Source organism: Oryzophilus luti (genome assembly GCF_059726245.1).
On sequence record NZ_AP040874.1, the window covers coordinates 1,147,435 to 1,166,186 of the forward strand.

Annotated in this window: 17 protein-coding genes and 1 tRNA gene; 11 read left to right on the plus strand and 7 right to left on the minus strand. The window is 61.9% G+C overall.

The window, feature by feature from the left end; all coding sequences use genetic code 11:
• Positions 1-33 precede the first annotated feature (33 nt).
• From AC6IZO_RS04995 to AC6IZO_RS05005, 3 genes are all read left to right on the plus strand, one after another.
• On the plus strand, positions 34-1,239 hold the full coding sequence (locus AC6IZO_RS04995; RefSeq protein WP_497808596.1) for a tetratricopeptide repeat protein: 1,206 nt from the start codon (positions 34-36) through the stop codon (positions 1,237-1,239).
• The gene (locus AC6IZO_RS05000) at positions 1,236-3,011 is read left to right on the plus strand and encodes a chloride channel protein (protein WP_497808598.1); all 1,776 of its coding nucleotides are present in this window, start codon (positions 1,236-1,238) and stop codon (positions 3,009-3,011) included. The genes AC6IZO_RS04995 and AC6IZO_RS05000 overlap by 4 nt, the downstream gene beginning before the upstream one ends.
• A gap of 104 nt (positions 3,012-3,115) precedes the next feature.
• Positions 3,116-3,511 carry a hypothetical protein gene (locus AC6IZO_RS05005; RefSeq protein ID WP_497808600.1) on the plus strand — a complete coding sequence of 132 codons (396 nt, stop codon included), beginning with the start codon at positions 3,116-3,118 and terminating at the stop codon, positions 3,509-3,511.
• A gap of 144 nt (positions 3,512-3,655) precedes the next feature.
• Here the strand turns inward: AC6IZO_RS05005 and truB are convergent, their stop codons facing one another.
• A complete protein-coding gene (gene truB, locus AC6IZO_RS05010; protein WP_497808602.1) occupies positions 3,656-4,537 on the minus strand; it encodes a tRNA pseudouridine(55) synthase TruB in 882 nt (293 codons plus the stop codon).
• Between the two features lie 106 nt (positions 4,538-4,643).
• Here truB and AC6IZO_RS05015 point away from each other — a divergent pair, with 106 nt between their 5' ends.
• Positions 4,644-5,342: a rhomboid family intramembrane serine protease gene (locus tag AC6IZO_RS05015; RefSeq protein ID WP_497808604.1), complete on the plus strand. Its 699-nt coding sequence runs from the start codon at positions 4,644-4,646 to the stop codon at positions 5,340-5,342.
• 24 nt (positions 5,343-5,366) lie between these two features.
• Here the strand turns inward: AC6IZO_RS05015 and AC6IZO_RS05020 are convergent, their stop codons facing one another.
• From AC6IZO_RS05020 to AC6IZO_RS05035, 4 genes are read right to left on the minus strand one after another with little or no spacing between them, the layout of a single operon-like run.
• A complete protein-coding gene (locus tag AC6IZO_RS05020; protein WP_497808606.1) occupies positions 5,367-6,095 on the minus strand; it encodes an SDR family oxidoreductase in 729 nt (242 codons plus the stop codon).
• Between the two features lies 1 nt (position 6,096).
• Positions 6,097-6,696, minus strand: coding sequence for a GTP cyclohydrolase I FolE (folE, locus tag AC6IZO_RS05025; protein ID WP_497808608.1), 600 nt, complete (start codon positions 6,694-6,696; stop codon positions 6,097-6,099).
• Positions 6,697-6,735: 39 nt separating this feature from the next.
• A complete protein-coding gene (locus AC6IZO_RS05030; protein WP_497808610.1) occupies positions 6,736-7,161 on the minus strand; it encodes a 6-carboxytetrahydropterin synthase in 426 nt (141 codons plus the stop codon).
• Positions 7,162-7,569 (minus strand): 6-carboxytetrahydropterin synthase, encoded by a 408-nt coding sequence (locus AC6IZO_RS05035; RefSeq protein WP_497808612.1) that lies wholly within the window; start codon positions 7,567-7,569, stop codon positions 7,162-7,164. It abuts the gene before it with no gap.
• Between the two features lie 73 nt (positions 7,570-7,642).
• Between AC6IZO_RS05035 and AC6IZO_RS05040 the strand changes: the two genes are divergently transcribed.
• From AC6IZO_RS05040 to AC6IZO_RS05050, 3 genes are read left to right on the plus strand one after another with little or no spacing between them, the layout of a single operon-like run.
• Positions 7,643-8,362, plus strand: a complete 720-nt coding sequence (locus AC6IZO_RS05040; RefSeq protein ID WP_497808614.1) for a hypothetical protein — start codon at positions 7,643-7,645, stop codon at positions 8,360-8,362.
• On the plus strand, positions 8,337-9,431 hold the full coding sequence (locus tag AC6IZO_RS05045) for a glycosyltransferase family 4 protein (protein ID WP_497808616.1): 1,095 nt from the start codon (positions 8,337-8,339) through the stop codon (positions 9,429-9,431). The genes AC6IZO_RS05040 and AC6IZO_RS05045 overlap by 26 nt, the downstream gene beginning before the upstream one ends.
• A 52-nt stretch (positions 9,432-9,483) precedes the next feature.
• Positions 9,484-9,975: a TlpA family protein disulfide reductase gene (locus AC6IZO_RS05050; RefSeq protein WP_497808618.1), complete on the plus strand. Its 492-nt coding sequence runs from the start codon at positions 9,484-9,486 to the stop codon at positions 9,973-9,975.
• A 75-nt stretch (positions 9,976-10,050) separates the two neighbouring features.
• Here AC6IZO_RS05050 and AC6IZO_RS05055 read toward each other — a convergent pair whose 3' ends face one another.
• Positions 10,051-12,798 carry a heavy metal translocating P-type ATPase gene (locus AC6IZO_RS05055; RefSeq protein WP_497808620.1) on the minus strand — a complete coding sequence of 916 codons (2,748 nt, stop codon included), beginning with the start codon at positions 12,796-12,798 and terminating at the stop codon, positions 10,051-10,053.
• 127 nt (positions 12,799-12,925) lie between these two features.
• On the opposite strand from AC6IZO_RS05055, the gene AC6IZO_RS05060 reads away from it, so the two are divergent.
• Positions 12,926-13,153, plus strand: a complete 228-nt coding sequence (locus tag AC6IZO_RS05060; protein WP_497808622.1) for a hypothetical protein — start codon at positions 12,926-12,928, stop codon at positions 13,151-13,153.
• A 102-nt stretch (positions 13,154-13,255) separates the two neighbouring features.
• On the opposite strand, the gene AC6IZO_RS05065 is transcribed toward AC6IZO_RS05060, so the two are convergent.
• On the minus strand, positions 13,256-14,902 hold the full coding sequence (locus AC6IZO_RS05065; RefSeq protein ID WP_497808624.1) for a DUF8728 domain-containing protein: 1,647 nt from the start codon (positions 14,900-14,902) through the stop codon (positions 13,256-13,258).
• Between the two features lie 223 nt (positions 14,903-15,125).
• On the opposite strand from AC6IZO_RS05065, the gene AC6IZO_RS05070 reads away from it, so the two are divergent.
• From AC6IZO_RS05070 to rdgB, 3 genes are all read left to right on the plus strand, one after another.
• Complete coding sequence (locus AC6IZO_RS05070; protein ID WP_497808626.1) at positions 15,126-17,687, plus strand: cation-translocating P-type ATPase; 2,562 nt, start codon at positions 15,126-15,128, stop codon at positions 17,685-17,687.
• 205 nt (positions 17,688-17,892) lie between these two features.
• Positions 17,893-17,969 (plus strand) — tRNA-Arg (locus tag AC6IZO_RS05075).
• 110 nt (positions 17,970-18,079) lie between these two features.
• Positions 18,080-18,688, plus strand: a complete 609-nt coding sequence (gene rdgB / locus AC6IZO_RS05080; protein ID WP_497808628.1) for an RdgB/HAM1 family non-canonical purine NTP pyrophosphatase — start codon at positions 18,080-18,082, stop codon at positions 18,686-18,688.
• Positions 18,689-18,752: the final 64 nt, after the last annotated feature.

Sequence of the window (18,752 nt, forward strand, 5' to 3'; positions counted from 1 at the left end):
GGAGGCCGCTGCGCCCAGTGTGGCGGCCGGTTGATGGAAAACGGACTGTGTCCGCAATGCAGCGCACACCAGGAGTGGACGCTGCGTGGGGCTCGTGTTCCTCTTGTCATTCTCACCGTTGTTCTCATCGTTGGGTTCAGTTTCACGCGTTTTATCGTCAACCGCCACATGGCCGGGGTGGATGGCCTCGCACGCAACTGGTACGAGAAGGGAATCGACGCCCTGCGGCAGCAGCATGCGGCGGAGGCCGTCGACGATTTTGAGACGGCGCTTGCCTACAACAAGAATTCCGCGGAGTTTCGCTTGCGCCTCTCGCAGGCGCTGGTGGCCGCCGGACGCGACAAGGAAGCCCGCGCCCGCCTGCTGAATCTCTACGATGAACGCCCCGGCGATGCGCGCGTGAACCTTGAGCTGGCACGTCTGGAAGCCGCCGGGGGCAATATTGATGAGTCCATCCGCTTCTATCAGGGCGCCATCTACGGTGCTTGGCCCGCGCAGATGGACGCCCGCGCTGAGCGCGTCGAAGTTCGCTACGAATTGGCCCGCTGTCTGGCCGCGCGGCAGCAACCGCAGCGTGCCATCTCCGAATTGATTGCGCTTTCCGCCGAGATGCCGCCAAGTCCTGAGGCGCACATGCGTCTGGCGCATGCGTTGTTGAAGGCCGGTGCCGCCGACAGAGCGCTGGACCAGTTCAACGCAGTACGGCAGTTCGATCCGCACAATCCCGAGGCTGAATACGGCGTGGCTGAGGCCGAGTTTGCCCGCAACAATTTTGGCGCTGCACGCCGCATGCTGGAAGAACTGTTGCGCGATCAGCCTCACCACGCAGCAGGCGCGCTGCTCCTGCGACGCTTGAATGCCGTGAACGCCGTGGATCCCTTTGCCGAGGGGCTGAAATGGCCGCAACGCTCCGCGCGTGTTCTGGCCGCGTATGAACAGGCCGTGCGACGCCTGAATGCCTGTGGCGTGCCAATGCAGGGCGACATGCCTGACACATCCGGCCCAGTGGGCAACGCCCCGGCGGAATTCACGGTGCAATGGCAGGGACTCCGGCAATGGGCCGACCAGTTGCGTCCATATATGAATGACAAGCACCTGCGGAAGCACGACGACGTCATCGAAAATGCCATGCGCTTCGTCTTCCAGAGCGAGGGGATTGCTGCGCGATACTGCGGCGAACCACAGGGAAATGACGACGCCCTGATCTTGCTGGCGCGTCGCCGCTGGGGGAGCGAATGAGCCCCGTGCCGCGCATTTCAAAGTTCAGCGACGCGCTGCTTTCTCCGGTACGCCGGAAGTACTTTGACAGCCTGAGCCGCATGCTCGGCTCCACCGGGCTGGCCTCCATGCGCGAGGAGCAATTCTTCCTTGTGCTGGCGATTCTGATCGGCATCGCCTCGGGCCTGTGCGTGGTGCTGTTCCGTGTTGCCATTGAAGGCACGCGCCTGGCGCTGCTCGGCAGTTCGCTGCATCCCTCCGCGCCAAGGGTGTTCCTGGTGCCGGCGCTGGTTGGACTTGTGGTGGCGTTCTTGGTGATCCGCTTCTTCCCGCGCGTACGCGGAAGCGGCATCAACCAGACCAAGGCCGCGCTTTATATCTACGACGGCTACATCGCGCCCGATACGATCATCGGCAAGTTTCTGCTGTCCGCGCTGTCCATCGGCAGCGGGCAGTCGCTTGGCCCCGAGGACCCGTCTTTGCAGATTGGCGCCGGTTTGGCCTCTGCGCTTGGACGCTGGCTGAAACTCTCCCGCGAGCGTCTGCGCCTGATTGCGCCCGTTGGTGCCGCTGCGGGCCTTGCGGCGGCGTTCAACTCGCCGATTACCGCCGTGCTGTTTGTAATTGAGGAAGTGATCGGCCGATGGAGCGCCGGAATTCTGGGCGCGGTCGTGCTGTCTGCCATCTCCAGCGTGGTGGTGGAGCGCTGGTTCCTTGGCGATGAGGCGCTGTTCCGGGTTCCGCAATACCACCTGGCGCACGCCGGAGAATTGCTGGCCTACGCGGCACTCGGACTGGCTGGCGGCATTGCCTCCATCGTCTTCGTCAAGGCCATCCGCGTCATCCGCCCACAGTTGCGCAAGCTGCCTGCGTGGACGTTCTATCTACAGCCCGCGATTGCCGGCCTGATCATTGGACTGATTGGCATCCGTTTTCCGCAGGTGATGGGCGCAGGGTACGAATACATGGACCTGGCCATGCACAGCCGCTACACGTGGGAGCTGCTGGGCATGCTAGCCGGGCTGAAGATCCTCGCCACCTGCCTTTCCTTCGCCAGCGGCTCGCCCGGAGGCCTCTTTGCGCCGTCGCTGTTCATTGGAGCCATGCTGGGCGGGGCAGTCGGTCTGATTACGCAGCAGGTCTTCCCGCAGTTGCAGGTGCCGGTGGGTGCCTATGCGCTGGTGGGCATGGGCACACTGTTCGCCGGGATGCTGCGAGCGCCGCTCACCAGTGTCTTCATGATCCTGGAGATCAGCGGCAATTACTCGATCATTCTGCCTGTCATCATCTCCAACACCATTGCTTACCTTATCTCGCGCTCCATTCAGCCAACGCCGATCTTCGACCTTCTTTCCCGCCAGGACGGTATCGACCTGCCGTCGCTGGAGGAGGAGAGGGAACTGTCCATCCTGCGCGTGGAGGACGCCATGCGCCCGCCCTCAGGGCCGCCGCTGCAAGCCGACGACACCATTCGGCTCGCGCGTGAGATGGTGAACCGAAGCGAGCGAAAGCACTTCTTGGTCAGCCATAATGGCGGACTCTGGAGCGGCCTGACGCGGGAGACGATTCAGGAGAGCACGCTGGACGAGGCGATCCCGGTCAGCTCCTTGTTCGGTCCGCGCCTGCCATACCTGTATGCGGACCAGTCGCTGGATGTTGCACTGAGAATCATGGGAGAGTTTCCACTGCTTCCCGTGGTCCATCGAGCCGATCCAAGACAGCTTGTTGGCGTGGTTTCGCTGCCAGATATTCTGAACGCCTACCGGCGCGAAGAGCAGCCGCGTGGAGAATAGTCTCTCCGGAAGCGCAAGCCGACTTGCGTACGCTAAACCGCTAGATGATATTTAGCCGGCAAGGCATTGATTAATAGGATTATGGAACGATACGGAGACGGTCGATGATCAGGCCCGAGGAGCTTGGAGCTGCGATTCCGGGATCCGGCGTTGTGCATGATTGGTTCGGCGGATGGCCGAACTTCCAGGATGCAGAGGTTGTTCGCCTGAGTTTGGCCCGCCAAGGTGAGTCGGTGATCCAGGTGTATCCGTTCTATCCGGATCGTCCCGCGACGGTGGAGTTCATCCTGAGCGAAATCGTCTCGCTGGAGCTAACTGAATTCAGCCCCCAGAATGTTCTCGGCAGTTTGACCTTGAGCTCAATTCTGACCGCAGGTGGCGAACACGTGTACCGTCTGCGACTCTTCCCATTGCTGGGCATTGGCGGCCGCATCGACGCCCGCCACATTCGCCTGAGAGTCGTACCTGGCCCCTCACCGGATGGCTACAGCCAATGGTAGGGAACGTTTCCAGGAACGTTCCGTCTGCCCGAAGCATTTAGAAACGCAGCGATTCTCTGTATTTCACAGAATATCTGTTATCGGACGTTGCTGCAATTTCTTCCTGCCGCACACCAGTCAGAGATCAGAGAGTGGCTTATCGCTTTAGTGTGCCCGGAGAACGACCTTCGGCTTGAAGAGTGTTCCTGCAAGTCGCTGGCAGATGGCGATCAACTCGCGCTGGCCGTCAAAGACCTTCACCAGAGGCGCATCGGAGAATTCCGCCAGGTTGACTGTGCGGCCGTTGCCCAGGTAGCTCACATCCTGTGGGGTGGCTGTCACTGCGGGCAAGGCCGGCAATGCCCGGCGCGGATGAATCAGCACATCGTCCGGCGCGGCCGCCGCCTCGATTTGCTCCAGCGTGTGGGCGTCGGCCTCGGTAAACTCGGCAAATTGGGTCCGGCGCAGGACCGTCAGGTGCGCGCCACAGCCAAGCGCCCTCCCCATATCGTGAGCAATGGACCGGATGTAGGTGCCGCTGGAGACGTCGATACGGAAGGCGATGCTCTCGCCGTCCCAATCCGCCAGCTCAAAGCTGCGGACCGTAATCTCGACCGGCTTCAGCTCAACCTCAACCTGCTTGCGCGCCAGCTTGTAGGCCGGTGTGCCATTGATCTTCTTGGCGGAAAACGGCGGCGGGGTCTGGAGGATGCTACCGAGAAAGCGCATGGAGGTCTGCTGAATTGCCCCCAGCGTCAGGCTGGAGACATCCTGCGGCTCGCCCACGGGTTCGCCCTCGGCGTCATAGGTGGTGGTGGCAAAGCCGAAGCGTATGCGGCCCGTGTATGTCTTTTCTGAGGCGCCAAAGAACTGCGCCAGACGCGTCCAGCGGCCAAGAACAAGGGGAAGCAGCCCGGTGGCCATAGGGTCAAGGGTTCCAAGGTGTCCAATGCTGCGCTCGCCGGTGATGCGGCGCAGGCGGGCAACCACGTCGTGCGAGGTCCACCCCGCAGGCTTATCGACAATCAGCAATCCGTTCCAATCCACGTTCGTTATCGTCCCTGTTCCAAGCCGGAAGGTCAACCCTTGTCTGTGGAAAGACAGGCACAGGTAAATCCCGTATCATGTTGTTTACAGTCCGGTACCCTGATCGATGATCCCACTCAAAGACGACACACCGCGCCTCTGCACCCCTTTTGTCACGTACTTCCTGATCGTGGCAAACGTGGTCGTCTTTCTGTTTGAGCGCTCGCTGCCTCCACGGGCTGCCGAGGCGTTCGTCTACCAGTTTGGCTGGGCACCTGCGCTGCTGGGCCACGTAGTGCGCAATCGCGAAATCATGTGGAGCACCATCCTGCTGCCGGTGGTGACCTCGATGTTCCTGCACAGCGGCTGGTGGCACCTGCTCTCGAACATGTGGGCGCTTTGGATCTTTGGCGACAACATTGAGGATTACGTGGGGCACACGCTGTATCTGCTGTTCTACCTCTGCGGAGGCATTGCGGCGGCGGTGGTACACACGGTCTTCAACCTCGGCTCGCCGGTGCCGATCGTGGGAGCCAGCGGCGCTATTGCGGCGGTGATGGGAGCCTATTTCGCGCTATATCCGGGCGCGCGCGTGCTCACGCTGGTGCCGTTTATCTTTGTCTTCTTCCTGTGGCTTCCGGCGTGGATCGTGCTCGGCTACTGGTTTGTAGTGCAGTTCCTGAGCGGCGCGGCTACGTCATTATCGGCGGGCGCCGATGGCGGTGGAATCGCCTTCTGGGCACACGTTGGCGGCTTTGTGGCCGGCATGCTGCTCATACACCTGCTGCCGGGACGCACGCGCCGCTACCGCTACGGGCGGCGGTAGGACTTCCCTCTTACATTTCCTGTTTTAGAGTTTCCCTGCCGTTGGTTCGACTGTGATTTCGTCCACTGAGGTTCCAGGCGGCAGCGTTACCGCCGTCAAGATAGTCTCTGCGATGCTCGCGGCGCTCATCATCTTGTTGCGCGGAGCCCCCGGCCAAAATTGATCCCAGATATCCGTTGCCACCGCACCCGGCAATACGGTCATCACACGGATACCGCGCGGTCGAAGCTCCTCGCGCAACACATTGCTGAAGGCTCGTATGCCGCTCTTGGAGGCCGCGTAGGCGCTCATGCCGGGGAACGCCACTTTGGCAGCCACGCTGGCAATGTTGACGATGCTCGCGCCCTCGCTTAGCACGGGCAACGCGGCGTGAGTGACCAGGAAGGTGCCGGTAAGGTTCGTGTCGAGCACCTCACGCCAAGCAGACGCGCTCAGTTCCTCGACGGTTGCCGAGGGGCCAGCCACTCCGGCGTTGTTCACCAACAGATCGAAATGCTCGTAGCGGCTCTTCATTTCCGAAACAAGAGCCGCGACCATCTCCTCGCTGCGAACGTCGCAGACTGCACCTCGCGCGCGTGGGCCGACTACGGCCACGGCCTGGTCGAGCTTCGTGCGGTCACGCCCGGTGATGACCACCTGCGCGCCTTCGCCGGCCAATGCCTGCGCGATGGCCAGCCCGATGCCACGGCCGCCGCCTGTTACCAGCGCGACCTTGCCTTCAAGACGTTTGAACTGCTCGCGCTCGCCGGGCATTTCAGTATCCATTGCCCTGCCGCTGCCGGATGAGCGAGAGGAATTCGGCGCGCGTGTCGAGATCGCGGAAGACGCCGAGCATGGCGCTCGTAACGGCCGAAGAATGCTGCTTCTCAACGCCGCGCATCATCATGCACAGGTGGCGTGCTTCAATCACCACACCCACGCCCTGCGGCTGAATGGTCTGCATGATGGCCTCGGCGATCTCGGTGGTCAGGCGCTCCTGCACCTGCAACCGGCGCGAGAAGACCTCCACCAGCCGCGGCAGCTTGCTCAGCCCGATGACCTTGCCTTTGGGTATGTACGCGATGTGCACCTTGCCGAAGAACGGCAGCATGTGGTGCTCGCAAAGGCTGAACATCTCAATGTCCTTCACGATCACCATCTCGTCGTAGTCAACGGTGAACAGCGCGTCATTCAGCACGGTGTGCGGATCTTCGTGGTAGCCACGCGTCAGGAACTCCATCGCCTTGGAGACGCGCTCGGGCGTCTTCAGCAGTCCCTCGCGCTCGGGGTCTTCGCCAAGGCGCGCGAGCTGCTCGCGGACAAGTTCCTCATAGCTGGCGTTGCTCAAACCGGGTACGTCAACCGTGCTCTTCATCAAGGTCTCCTTCATTTCCTCTTGGGCGCAGATCACGCATCAGACGTGCCGCGGCTCCGCTTCACCGGCGTACACAAAACTATTGTTCGCCGTCTCTTCAATCCTTACCTGTTCCAGATGCGCCAACGTGAATTCGCGGCGCAGAATCCCGTAGACAACCACGCATAGATTTTCCGTCGTCGGCACCAGCGCGGCAAATTCCTGCATGGTATTCAAATTCATGTGGTCAAAGCGCTCAATCACCGTGCGCTGCACGCACTCGTCAAGCAGAGCAAGGTCGCAGACCATGCCGGTACGCGGATCGACCACGCCGCCCACGGTGACCTCAACGTAATAGTTGTGGCCGTGTCCGTGCGGATTGTTGCACTTGCCGTAAGCCGCGCGATTGACCTCGTCACTCATTGCTTCACAATGCAGACGGTGCGATGCGCTGAAGCGGTAGCGGCGCGTAAGGTAGGCCTTCATCTATTCCCCATAGTAGTCGACAAACAGGTCATCCATCTCGTAGAGGCGCACGCGATAGAGCTTTGCCTGATTCAGGTGTGGTTCCATGCGATGCCAGATGGCGATGGCGATGTTCTCGGTCGTCGGCAGCCGCTTTGCGAATTCCGGCACCTCAAGGTTCAGGTGGCGATGGTCGAGCGCTTCCATCACTTCGTGCTCCAGCACCTGCTTGAGCTCTTTCAGGTCCATCACAAAGCCGGTCTGTGCGTCCACCTCGCCGCGCACGGTGACTTCCAGCGTGTAATTGTGGCCGTGCCCGTTGCGGTTGGCGCACTTGCCGAACAGCCGCTGGTTCTCCGCATCGGAAAGCTCCGGCAGATGGTAGTAATGTGCGGCGGAAAACTCAGCCTTGCGTGTGAGGTAGAGCATACTGAAGAGATGATAATCAGCGCGGACAGATGCGCGAAAGTTTTTCTGTCTGCTCTATAATTTCGCAAACGCCATGACGATCTCCGCCCTCGCCGTCTCCTTGAAGTTCGCAGATGCACTGATGCTGGTGAACCTCATCGTTCTGAGTTCGCTGGCGATTTTTCAGGACCGGTTGCGTGCCTTGGTGTGGCGTCCGCGGCTGCGCGTGCGCGCCAGTGTCGCCCCGCCGGACGCGCATAAGACGCTCTGGAACCACTACGAGGACAGCTGGGACCAGGCGCGTGGCAGCATGCGCCGAACGACCACGAAGGTTCCCTGCTACTACCTGCGAATTCTGATCGAGAACCACGGCAACACCGAAGCCCGAGATGTGGAGGTTTACGCCGCCGGGCTGGAGCGACGCGACGAGAACGGCCACTACGTCCGCGTGGACCGCTTTACGCCCATGAATTTGTTCTGGGCGCACGATCACAAGGTGGTGATGCCGCTGCTCTCACCGCGCATGGCGAAGTATTGCGATCTGGGACACATTCTGCACCCAACGGCGCGCGCCGCCGAGGGCCATGTGCTGCCCGAGGTTCCGCCCGAGCAATTCATCCTCGCGCTCGATCTGCAATCCGAGCCGGAGATGAAGGGGCATCTTGTGGGGCCAGGTACCTACCGCATGGAGTTGCTGGCGGCCGGAAGCAACTGCCCGCCGCATCGTTTCCGGCTGGCCTTTACGCTGAGCGGCCACTGGTATGACGGCGAGGAGTTGATGCTCGGCCGTGGAGTCACTCTGCAGGTGGTGTAGGCCCGTGCGCTTCGCATTCATCACCGCAACACCGCTGAACGTCACCGCCGGAAGCGGCACCTACGTTGGCATCTCCAACCTGCAACGCGGGCTGGAGAGCCGTGGGCATTCCGTGCGCGTTCTCAGCCCGGCCAGCATGTCGCCGAATTTCACGCTCGCGCGATGGACGTTCAACCGGAGCCTTACAAATGCTTCGATAGCCAACGACGAAATCATCGTCGGCTTCGACCTCGATGGCTACCGCATTCCGCGCGGCATGGGTGCTCTGCACATCGCGTCACTGAAAGGTGTGGTGGCGGATGAGGCACGCTTCGAACGCGGCTACACACGCTGGTCCATGAACCTGCAGGCCGGGTGGGAGCGCGAGCATGCCCGGCGGGCAGACATTGTGCTCGCCACGAGTGAACACTCCGCGCAATTCGCGCAGGAGGCCTATGGACTGACCACGCGGCCAGTCGTGGTGCCTGAATCCATTGCGCTCGCCCCTTGGCGCGCGCAGCTTGCCGCAAACCCGGCCGAGCCTTCTCCGGACATGTTCACGGTGCTGAGCGTCTGCCGCTTCTATCGGCGCAAACGCCTGGATGTTCTACTGAAGGCGTTCGCCTTGCTGCGCGGCAGAATTCCGCAGATCCATTTGAGGATCGTCGGTGGTGGCCCGGAGGAAGCCCGACTTCATCGGTTGGCTCGCGACCTTCGTCTCGGCGATTGCATCACCTGGCTGCGCGATATCTCTCAGGCACAGCTGGCTCGCGAATACAATGCGTGTGACTTATTTTGCCTGCCCAGCGTGCAGGAAGGATTCGGTATCGTCTTTCTGGAGGCAATGGCGGCGGGCAAGCCGATTGTTGCGGCGCGCGCTGCGGCCAGTACGGAAGTCGTGCCGCATGCGTTATTCGCCGCTCCCGACAGCGAGGAGTCTCTGGCGCAGACAATCGAGAATGCCTTTCGCAACACGGAATGGCGGCGCTCCTCCGCAGCCGCCGGAGCAGCGCGCGTGGAACTCTATCAGCTTCCACGCGTGACAGATCAATTCCTCGCCATGGTGCAAGACGCGCTGGCACGGCTCTGAGCACAATCCGCCCCGTTTGGAACGCGCCGTTGCGATGAAGTATCATGGCGTTGTGAAACGCCACGTCCTCTTCTTCGGAATGATCCTTTCGGTCCTGCTGTTCGCAGCCGCCTGCCGCAACTCGCAACCCGCACAGGTGGGCAGCCCCGCTCCTGACTTCACGCTCGCCAGCAACGGTCGCAACGTCAGCCTCAGCCAGTTGCGCGGCAAGCCCGTCGTGCTCGTCTTCTGGGCCACTTGGTGCCCGCCGTGCATTGAAGAGACGCCCGCGCTGGTTGCCATGCAGAAGCAGATGGGAGACAAGGTGACGGTCTTCGCCGTTAGCGCCGACGTGGACGATGATGCCTACCAGAAGTTTGTGCAGCGCCGCATGCCCGGCATGCTGACCGCGCGTGACGGCCAGAACCGCTCCAACAGCCTCTACGGCACCTATGCTTTCCCCGAGAGCTTCATCATCGACCGCGAGGGCGTCATCCGCCGCAAGTTCATCGGAGCCGTGGATTGGACCTCTCCGGAGATCATCAACTATCTGTCCAGTATTTAGCTCGTGGCACCTTTCAGTTCGCGAATAGAAAAGGCGAGGGACGCGTCCCTCGCCTTTCTGCATGGTGCGCGTTTCTTACAGCTTGATGCGCCGCAGCCGCAGCGCGTTGCTGATGACCGAAACCGAGCTGAAGCTCATGGCTGCGGCCGCCAGAATCGGGCTGAGCAAGCCGTGGCGCCCCAGGAACGGATAGAGGATTCCGGCCGCGATCGGCACGCCGAGCGAGTTATAGGCAAAGGCGAAGAACAGGTTTTCGCGGATGTTGCGCATGGTTGCCTTGCTCAGGCGGCGCGCACGAAGCAGCGCGCGAAGGTCTCCGCGCAGCAGGGTGATACCGGCCGACTGCATGGCAACGTCGGTGCCTGTGGCCATGGCAATGCCCACCTGTGCCTGCGCCAGCGCTGGTGCATCGTTCACGCCATCACCGGCCATGCCAACCACGTGGCCTTTTTGCTGAAGTTGCCGAACCACTTCCAGCTTGCGCTGTGGCAGCACCTCAGCCTCAAAGTCCTTGATGCCGACTTTTTCGGCCACGGCACGCGCGATGAACGCGTTGTCGCCCGTCAGCATCACCAGGTGGATGCCATCCTCGGTCAACTGCTTCACGGCCAGCGGCGTCTCCGGCTTCAGCGGATCTTCCACGGTGATCAGACCCGCGGCCACTCCGTCGAGCGCCACATGCACCGCGCTTGTCTTGCTCTTGGCGTGCTCTTCCACGGCTGCTGCCGGGAAGTCAATTCCCTGCTCGCGCAGCCAGCGCTCCGTACCCGCAATCAGCGTCCGCCCATCGACAACTCCGCGTACGCCCTTGCCAGGAAATGACTGGAAGCCCGTGGCCGAAGTCAGAGGAATGTCATTGGCGCGGGCGGCCTTCACGATCGCCGACGCGACAGGATGCTCACTGCCCTGCTCGACGCTCGCGGTCAGCCGCATCAACTCAACTTCCGAGAAGCTATCGCAAGGCGTCACCGCCGAAACTTCCGGCTTGCCCTGCGTGAGCGTGCCGGTCTTGTCGATCACCAGCGTGTCAATCTTCTCAAGCGTCTCGAGCGCTTCAGCGTTCTTTACCAGCACGCCCGCCTGTGCGCCGCGTCCAGCGGCCACCATGATGGCCATCGGCGTTGCCAACCCCAGCGCACACGGGCACGCGATGATGAGGACGCTGACAGCGGCGACAATCGCATAGGGCAGCCGCGGCGAAGGTCCCATCACCATCCAGCCCAGGAAGGCCAGCACCGCGATGGAGACGACGCTTGGAACGAAGATGGCTGCAACGTGGTCCGCCAGCCGCTGAATGGGAGCACGGCTGCGCTGCGCCTCGCTGACCATCTTCACGATCTGCGCCAGCACGGTCTCCGAGCCAACGTGCTCGGCACGCATCAAGAAGCTGCCATCACCGTTCATGGTGCCGCCAATGACGTGCTGACCAACTTCCTTGTCGACCGGAAGGCTCTCACCGGTGATCATGCTCTCGTCGATGGTGCTCTCGCCTTCCACGACCACGCCATCGACCGGCACCTTCTCGCCGGGACGCACGCGAAACTTCTGGCCGACTTCGACCTGCGCGAGCGGAATGTCATGCTCGCTGCCGTCAGGCAACACCAGGCGCGCTTCCTGCGGAGAGAGATTCAGCAGCGCGCGAATCGCCGCCGAGGTGCGTCCGCGGGCGCGAAGCTCAAGCACCTGGCCCACCAGGACCAGTGCGATGATGGCCGCCGAAGCCTCAAAGTAAACCTCCGGCTGCCCGTGCGGGCCGCGCAATTCCTCCGGGAAGATGCCCGGAAAGATGGTAGCCACGGCGCTGTACAGGTAGGCAACGCTCACGCCCATGCCGATCAAGGTGAACATGTTCGGCGAGCGGAACTTGAGCGAGGCTACGGCACGCTCGAAGAACGGGCGGCCGCACCACAGGACCACCGGGGTGGCCAGCGCGAACTCAATCCACGTGACCAGTTGCGCGCGGAGCGCGTGTTGCAACGGCCCCATGTGAAGCATGGCCAGCACGATCAACGGCACGCCGAACGCCAGCGACAACTTCAGCCGTCGCGTCATGTCGCGCAGCTCCGGATTCTCTTCTTCGGCGGCGGTCAGCGTGCGCGGCTCCAGCGCCATGCCGCACTTGGGGCACGCGCCGGGCTTGTCGCTCACAACGTCCGGGTCCATCGGGCAGAAGTACTCCACCTTGGCGGGCGCAATCGTCTCCGGCTCCAGGGCCATGCCGCACTTCGGGCACGGCACCGGCGTCTTCTCCCGCACCTCCGGACACATGGGGCAGATGTAGTAAACCTCGGATTCCTCGGAAGATTTCTGCGCTTCCACGGCGGGGGCACCGCCGCAACAAGCTTTCTCTGCGGGAATTGCAGCGGCCTTGATCCCTCCGAGCTGCACCATTCCGCCGCCCATGCCGTGCATGCCCGGCTTGTAGGAGGGATCGAGATACTTCGCCGGATCAGCCTGAAAGCGCTCGTTGCACTTCGGATTGCAGAAATAGTAGGTAACGCCCTGATATTCGAATGAACCGCCGCGCGGCGCGGTGGAATCCACCGTCATGCCGCAGACGGGGTCTTTTGCCACTCCGGCGGGCGAGGCAGACGCAATAGCGGGTTTAATTCCTCCGAGCTGCACCATGCCGCCACCCATGCCGTGCATGCCCGGCTTGTAGGAGGGGTCAAGATACTTCGCCGGATCAGCCTGAAAGCGCTCGTTGCACTTCGGATTACAGAAGCTATAGGTGGTGCCCTGATACTCGAATGAGCCTCCGCGTGGCGCTGTTGGATCCACCATCATGCCGCATACGGGGTCTTTGAATCTTTGATCGTTCACGGGTTCCCCCAAGGTCTTTCGCCGGCCTGTCGGCGGAACGTTGCTCCGCGCGGGTCTGCTGATATAGTAAATCCAGTTGGCGCGGATGTTGTTACAGGTGACATGTACCGCGCTTGTGGGGGACTCAATGACCGCCATCGAAGTCAGCTTCCAATATGGACTTGCGCCCGACGAGGCAGTGGTGCGCGCGCTGGACAGTGTGCGTGAGGTCTACGGCATCCGCCGCCTCACCTTCAACGAAGCGGCACACCTGCTGACCGTGGAATATGACGCCACGCGTCTGAACGAGGACACCGTCAGCAGTCTCCTTCGCCGCAGCGGCCTCGACCTGCAGGAAAAACAAGTCACCGCATAATTGCGCGGTCTCACAAAGAAGCGCCCCGAAGCCGCGGCTCCGCACTGATTACGGGGCTTGCCATGGCTTCGGAGCGCATTTCGTCGCCAACATCTTTGCCGATTACGGGACGGCGAACTCCGCCAGGCCGTCGGGCAGTGTCGGCTTGAATTCCATCAGGTTGCGGTGCAACCGCTCGGCTGCCTCTGGCCCGTTGGCATAGAACACAACCGTGTCCCCACCCAGCACGGTTTTGCTGAGAACGTGCCACTCTCCCACTCGCATCCATCCACGCGGGAGAGACCCGGCCGTGAATCCGGCCATGTAGTCATACACAGCGGCCACTTCCACGTTCTTCTCCTCCACGACGTGCTGAACATGCGGGGCATTTCCGTAGATGTATCTGACATCGCCGTTCCCGGCGATCCCGTCGGCAATCCGCGCGCGTACAATTTCCGGACTGGCCAGGCCAACCATATCCAGCATCGGCCCCTCGCGATAGAAACTCACCGCCCCCACGTCATTGACCGCGATCATGGAATTCGGGTAATAGATGCGGAAGAAGCGGGCCATCTGCAACTGCTGGTGATAAATGTCGCGCATCGCGTCGGGCAGCTGGCTGCTTGACAGGAACGCGCGTGGTATCAACGGCAGGAGCAGAACCGAGAGCGCCGCAGCCAACCACGCTTTCGAGAAGGCTGCCTGATCCGTAAGGGTCGAGAGGCCGAGAGCCACCGAGACCACCCCCAGCACGATCAGATAGCACTCGTAGCGGAAAAACCATCCGTAACTGCCGAGGAAGTTGTGCGCCAGGGCGGAGAGGATGAACACCTTGAGCAGATTGCGGGTGGCGGGCGGTACACTTCGCGCGAAGGCCAGCAACAGGACCGCGGCTCCCTCCAGAGCGTAGAGTTCCGGGCATTGCAGGTCGACTGCGAGAATCTTCGCCAACGTGAACCAGCCGAACGGCGTGTGCTTCAGAATCAACGACTCTGGCAGGAAAAACTGTCCGTGCGCCATACAGTACAAGCCGAACAGAACAAGCGGCGCAGCCCCCGCGAGCGCGATCCACACTCCTGCCATGTAACGTTTTTGAAGCCAGAGCAGCGCCACCACTGCGCAGACCAGGAAGGCGCCTTCATATCGCACCAGTGTGTTTGCCGCGGCCCACAGAAGCATAGGCCAGAGAGGCAGCTTGCCAGATTCCGCGAGATAAAGCGCTGCGCTCCGTGCAAGCCCCAGGGCGACCAGCGCCTGCAGGATGTGCTCCATTCCTACAAATGTCTGCGTCACCAGCGGGGCAAACATGACAACCGATAGGAGTGTGGCAAACACAAACAAAGCCGACCGGACGCCCGCTTCCCCGAACATCTTCCATACCAGCCAGAGCAACGCGAGGGAGAATACGATCTCATAGCCGAACGGCACCCATACCTGCGGCCCCAGGATTTTGAATACGGCAGCTATCAACATGGGCCATGCGAGTGACGATGAACCGGACGCAAACTCGTGCGGAACGATCCCCCAGATTCCGTGTTCGGCAACATTGCGTGAGACCGCCATGTGAATGTAGGTGTCATCCAATGCATAAACCAGACCCCCGCCTGTCTGGGGAAGCATGTCCACCAGCAGTACCACGAGCAGCAGTATGTACAGACCTGCGGCGGCGGCTAGGGAGAAGCTGATGTCTCTGGGCCGAGCTTGCGGCTTTCCGCCCGTTGCCTGCAAATTCACTTCATTCGCTTGAGACTCGATGCTTGTAGGGTGCATGGGGCCGTATGTTGTCTCCACTACAGAATGCAGGGCGTGCGATGGGCGCACGGCTGGGGGGGGAACTTGATGTTAGCACCCTTTCGCGAGCGTTGAGCCTTTCCCTTTTGCGCATGCGTCCACGGGGCGTTACCATGCAGAACGCACTTACACCCCGGCGTGGAGGTCGCACGTGAATGGTGATGTCTCCAACTCGCTGAGTGATTCCCTTCCAAGGAACGCCGTGTTCGTGGAAGTCGACGCCATTCAAGGGCTCTCCGGAGCGGAAGCCTCTGCCCGCCTGAAAGCTGATGGGCCGAACGAACTGCCCTCCGCGCGACCGCGCACCATCTGGGCGATCGCCTGGAACGTGATGCGCGAGCCCATGCTCCTCCTGCTGGTGGCCGCGGGCGTCCTCTATATTCTGCTTGGCGATCTGGAAGAATCTCTGCTTCTCCTGGCGTGCGTCTTCGTCGTCATCGGCATCACGCTCTACCAGGAGCGCAAAACGGAGCGCGCGCTGGAGGCGCTGCGTGACCTCTCCAGCCCCCGGGCGCTCGTCATCCGCGAGGGACGCCGCCAGCGCATTGCCGGACGCGAAGTCGTCTCCGGCGATGTCGTCATCCTCTCGGAGGGAGACCGCGTTCCTGCCGATGCTTGGCTGCTCTCCTCGGTGAACCTTTCAGTGGACGAATCACTGCTTACGGGCGAGTCGGTCCCCGTGCGGAAGAGCGCCACCACAAAGCCTGCGGAAGCTCCGCGTCCCGGCGGCGATGACCTTCCCTTTGTGTACTCAGGAACGCTCGTGGTGCAAGGGCAGGCCATTGCCAGGGTCCAAGCCACCGGACTTCACACTGAGCTTGGCAGGATCGGCAAGGCGCTTCAAACGGTCGAAAGCGAGCAGACCCCGCTGCAAGGCGAGACGCGCAGGGTGGTCACCATCCTCGCCACCGTCGGACTTCTGCTATGCGCGGCGGTCGCGATTCTCTACGGCCTCACACGCGGAAACTGGTTGCACGCGTTGCTGGCCGGCGTGGCACTGGCCATGTCCATGCTGCCGGAGGAATTCCCTGTCGTTCTCACCATATTCCTGGCTCTGGGTGCATGGCGCATCTCTCAGCAGCGCGTGCTTACCCGCCGCATTCCTGCCGTGGAGACGCTTGGCTCTGCCACCGTGTTGTGCGTGGACAAAACTGGCACCATCACGCAGAACCGCATGTCGGTCAGCAAACTCGTAGCCTCGGGCGCGGTCTTCGATCTGGCACATCACACCGCCGATGGCTTTCCCGAGGAGTTTCACCGGGTCATTGAGTTCAGCATCCTGGCGAGCCAGAAGAATCCATTCGACCCGATGGAGGTCGCCTTCAAGGAGTTTGGCGAAAAGTACCTGGCAGGCACCGAGCACTTGCATCCGGCCTGGCATCTGGTGCGCGAGTACCCGCTAACGCGGCAGCAGCTTTCCATTACGCGGGCATGGAACAGCGGCGACGGCTTGCGCTGCGTGGTGGCCGCCAAGGGTGCGCCGGAAGCCATCGCGCGCCTTTGCCGCTTGAACGAAACGCAGAAGGCCGCTCTCGCCGAGGAGGTTCGTGCGATGGCCGCCGAAGGGCTGCGCGTGCTCGCCGTGGCTTCGGCCGCCTGCGACGCGCAGGAGTTGCCTGCCACGCAGGAAGCGTTTGAGTTTGAGTATGTCGGGCTGGTGGCGCTGGCCGACCCGATCCGCCCTGCTGTGCCTGCCGCAATTCGAGAATGCTACAACGCGGGCATTCGTGTCGTGATGATTACGGGCGACTACCCGGTGACGGCGCAGAGCATTGCCGCGCAAATCGGCCTTTCACCGCGCGACCAGATTCTGACCGGTCCCGAGATGGAGCAGATGGACGATGTGCAACTCTGTCATGCCGTGCGCAGCACCAACGTGTTTGCGCGCGTGGTGCCCGAGCAGAAACTGCGGCTGGTGAATGCCCTGAAGGCTGACGGCGAGGTGGTGGCGATGACCGGCGACGGCGTGAACGATGCGCCCGCGTTGAAGGCTGCGCACATCGGCGTCGCCATGGGAGGACGCGGTACGGACGTGGCCCGCGAGGCCGCCTCGCTCGTGCTGCTTGACGACGATTTCTCCTCCATCGTGCGGGCGGTGCGCATGGGGCGGCGCATTTATGACAACCTGAAGAAGGCGATGGCCTACATCCTCGCCATCCATGTTCCCATCGCCGGCATTTCGCTCATCCCCGTGGCGCTCAAGTGGCCGCTGGTACTGTTGCCGGTACACATTGTGTTTCTCGAACTCATTATTGATCCGGCCTGCTCGATCGCATTTGAGGCGGAGCGCGAAGAACCGTCGGTAATGCTGCGTCCGCCGCGTCCGCCCAAGGCACCGCTCTTCAGCCTGCGCACCACACTGATTGCGCTCCTGCAGGGCGCGAGCGCGCTGGTGGTGGTGGTCGGAGTTTTCGCCTGGGCCGTGCATACCCAGCAGGGCGAGGCGCGGGCACGGGCGCTCGCGTTCACCACGCTCATTCTCGTAAACCTGGCCCTGATCTGGACGAACCGGTCGTGGGGCGGCACCATCCTGCAGACGATCCGCGCGCGCAACATGGCTCTCTGGAGCGTCACGGCCGGAGCACTCGGCTTGCTCCTGCTTGTGCTTCGTCTCCAATTTCTGAACAACCTCTTCCGTATTTCCAGGCTTGGAATGGAAGACCTGCTGCGGTGTGCCGCCGCGAGCGCGGCCGCGATCCTGTGGTTTGAAGTCTTGAAGTTCGCGATGCGGCGTGCGCGTGCACACGATGATCGCGCGGCCTGAGCGCAGCCGCCGTGGAAGCCCAAAATGAGGTCCTGGCGGCTCTCGCTTGTTCATTCGGAGGCCGTGCAGCGCTTCTCCGGCTGCGGGGCCTGGCGGCGGCGAGTTTTCCACCGCTCCGGCTTGCCTAATCCATATTTGGCTGTGCTATAGTTATTTCAGTCGTTCGCAAGAACGAACGCGCTGTGCAAGCGCGGTTGCGGTACGCGGGCCCTTAGCTCAGTTGGATAGAGCGACTGACTACGAATCAGTAGGTCGGGAGTTCGAATCTCTCAGGGCCCACCATAATTTCGAGTTTCACCGAAGCGGCCGACCGGCCGCTTTTCTCTTTTCCGCGCACCCTTCTCTTCTTCCCTCGCTGCTCTCACTCCCTGCAACTCTGCTATCGTGAAGCCATGAAGGTATTGATTGCGAGCAGTAATCAGGGAAAGCTGAAGGATTTCTCCGCCGCCGCAGCCTCGCACGGCGTGGAAGTGGCGCTGATGCCGGAGTTCGCCAAGTTGCCGGAAGCGATAGAAGACGGCGAGACCTTCGAGGAAAACGCACGCAAGAAGTCCGAGCACTACAGCCGCCATGCCAAGGGCGTGATGGTGATCGCCGACGACTCCGGCCTGGAGGTTGATGCCCTCGACGGCGCGCCCGGCGTCTTTTCCGCGCGCTACGCGGCCATGCAGGCAGGTACCCTGGGCAACTCCAGTGACGAGGCGAACAACGAGCGTTTGCTGCGCGAACTCGAGAACCTGCCCGAACCGCAGCGCACAGCGCGCTTTGTCTGCGTCATCTCGGTCGCACGCGACGGACACGAACTCGCCTGCTTTCGTGGAGAAGCCGAGGGCGAAGTTCTTACGGCAAAGCGCGGCAAGGGCGGCTTCGGCTACGACCCGCTCTTCTACTTCCCTCACCTGAAGAAGACCTTTGCCGAATTGACGGCGACGGAAAAAGGCAAAGTCAGCCATCGCGGCGCAGCGTTCCGCAAGTTTCTCGACTGGTGCCGGGAGCAGTAGTCTTCATCCATCCGGCCGCGCATGAAGCCTGAGCGCCTCAGCCCTCCGCAAACATTCTTTCGGC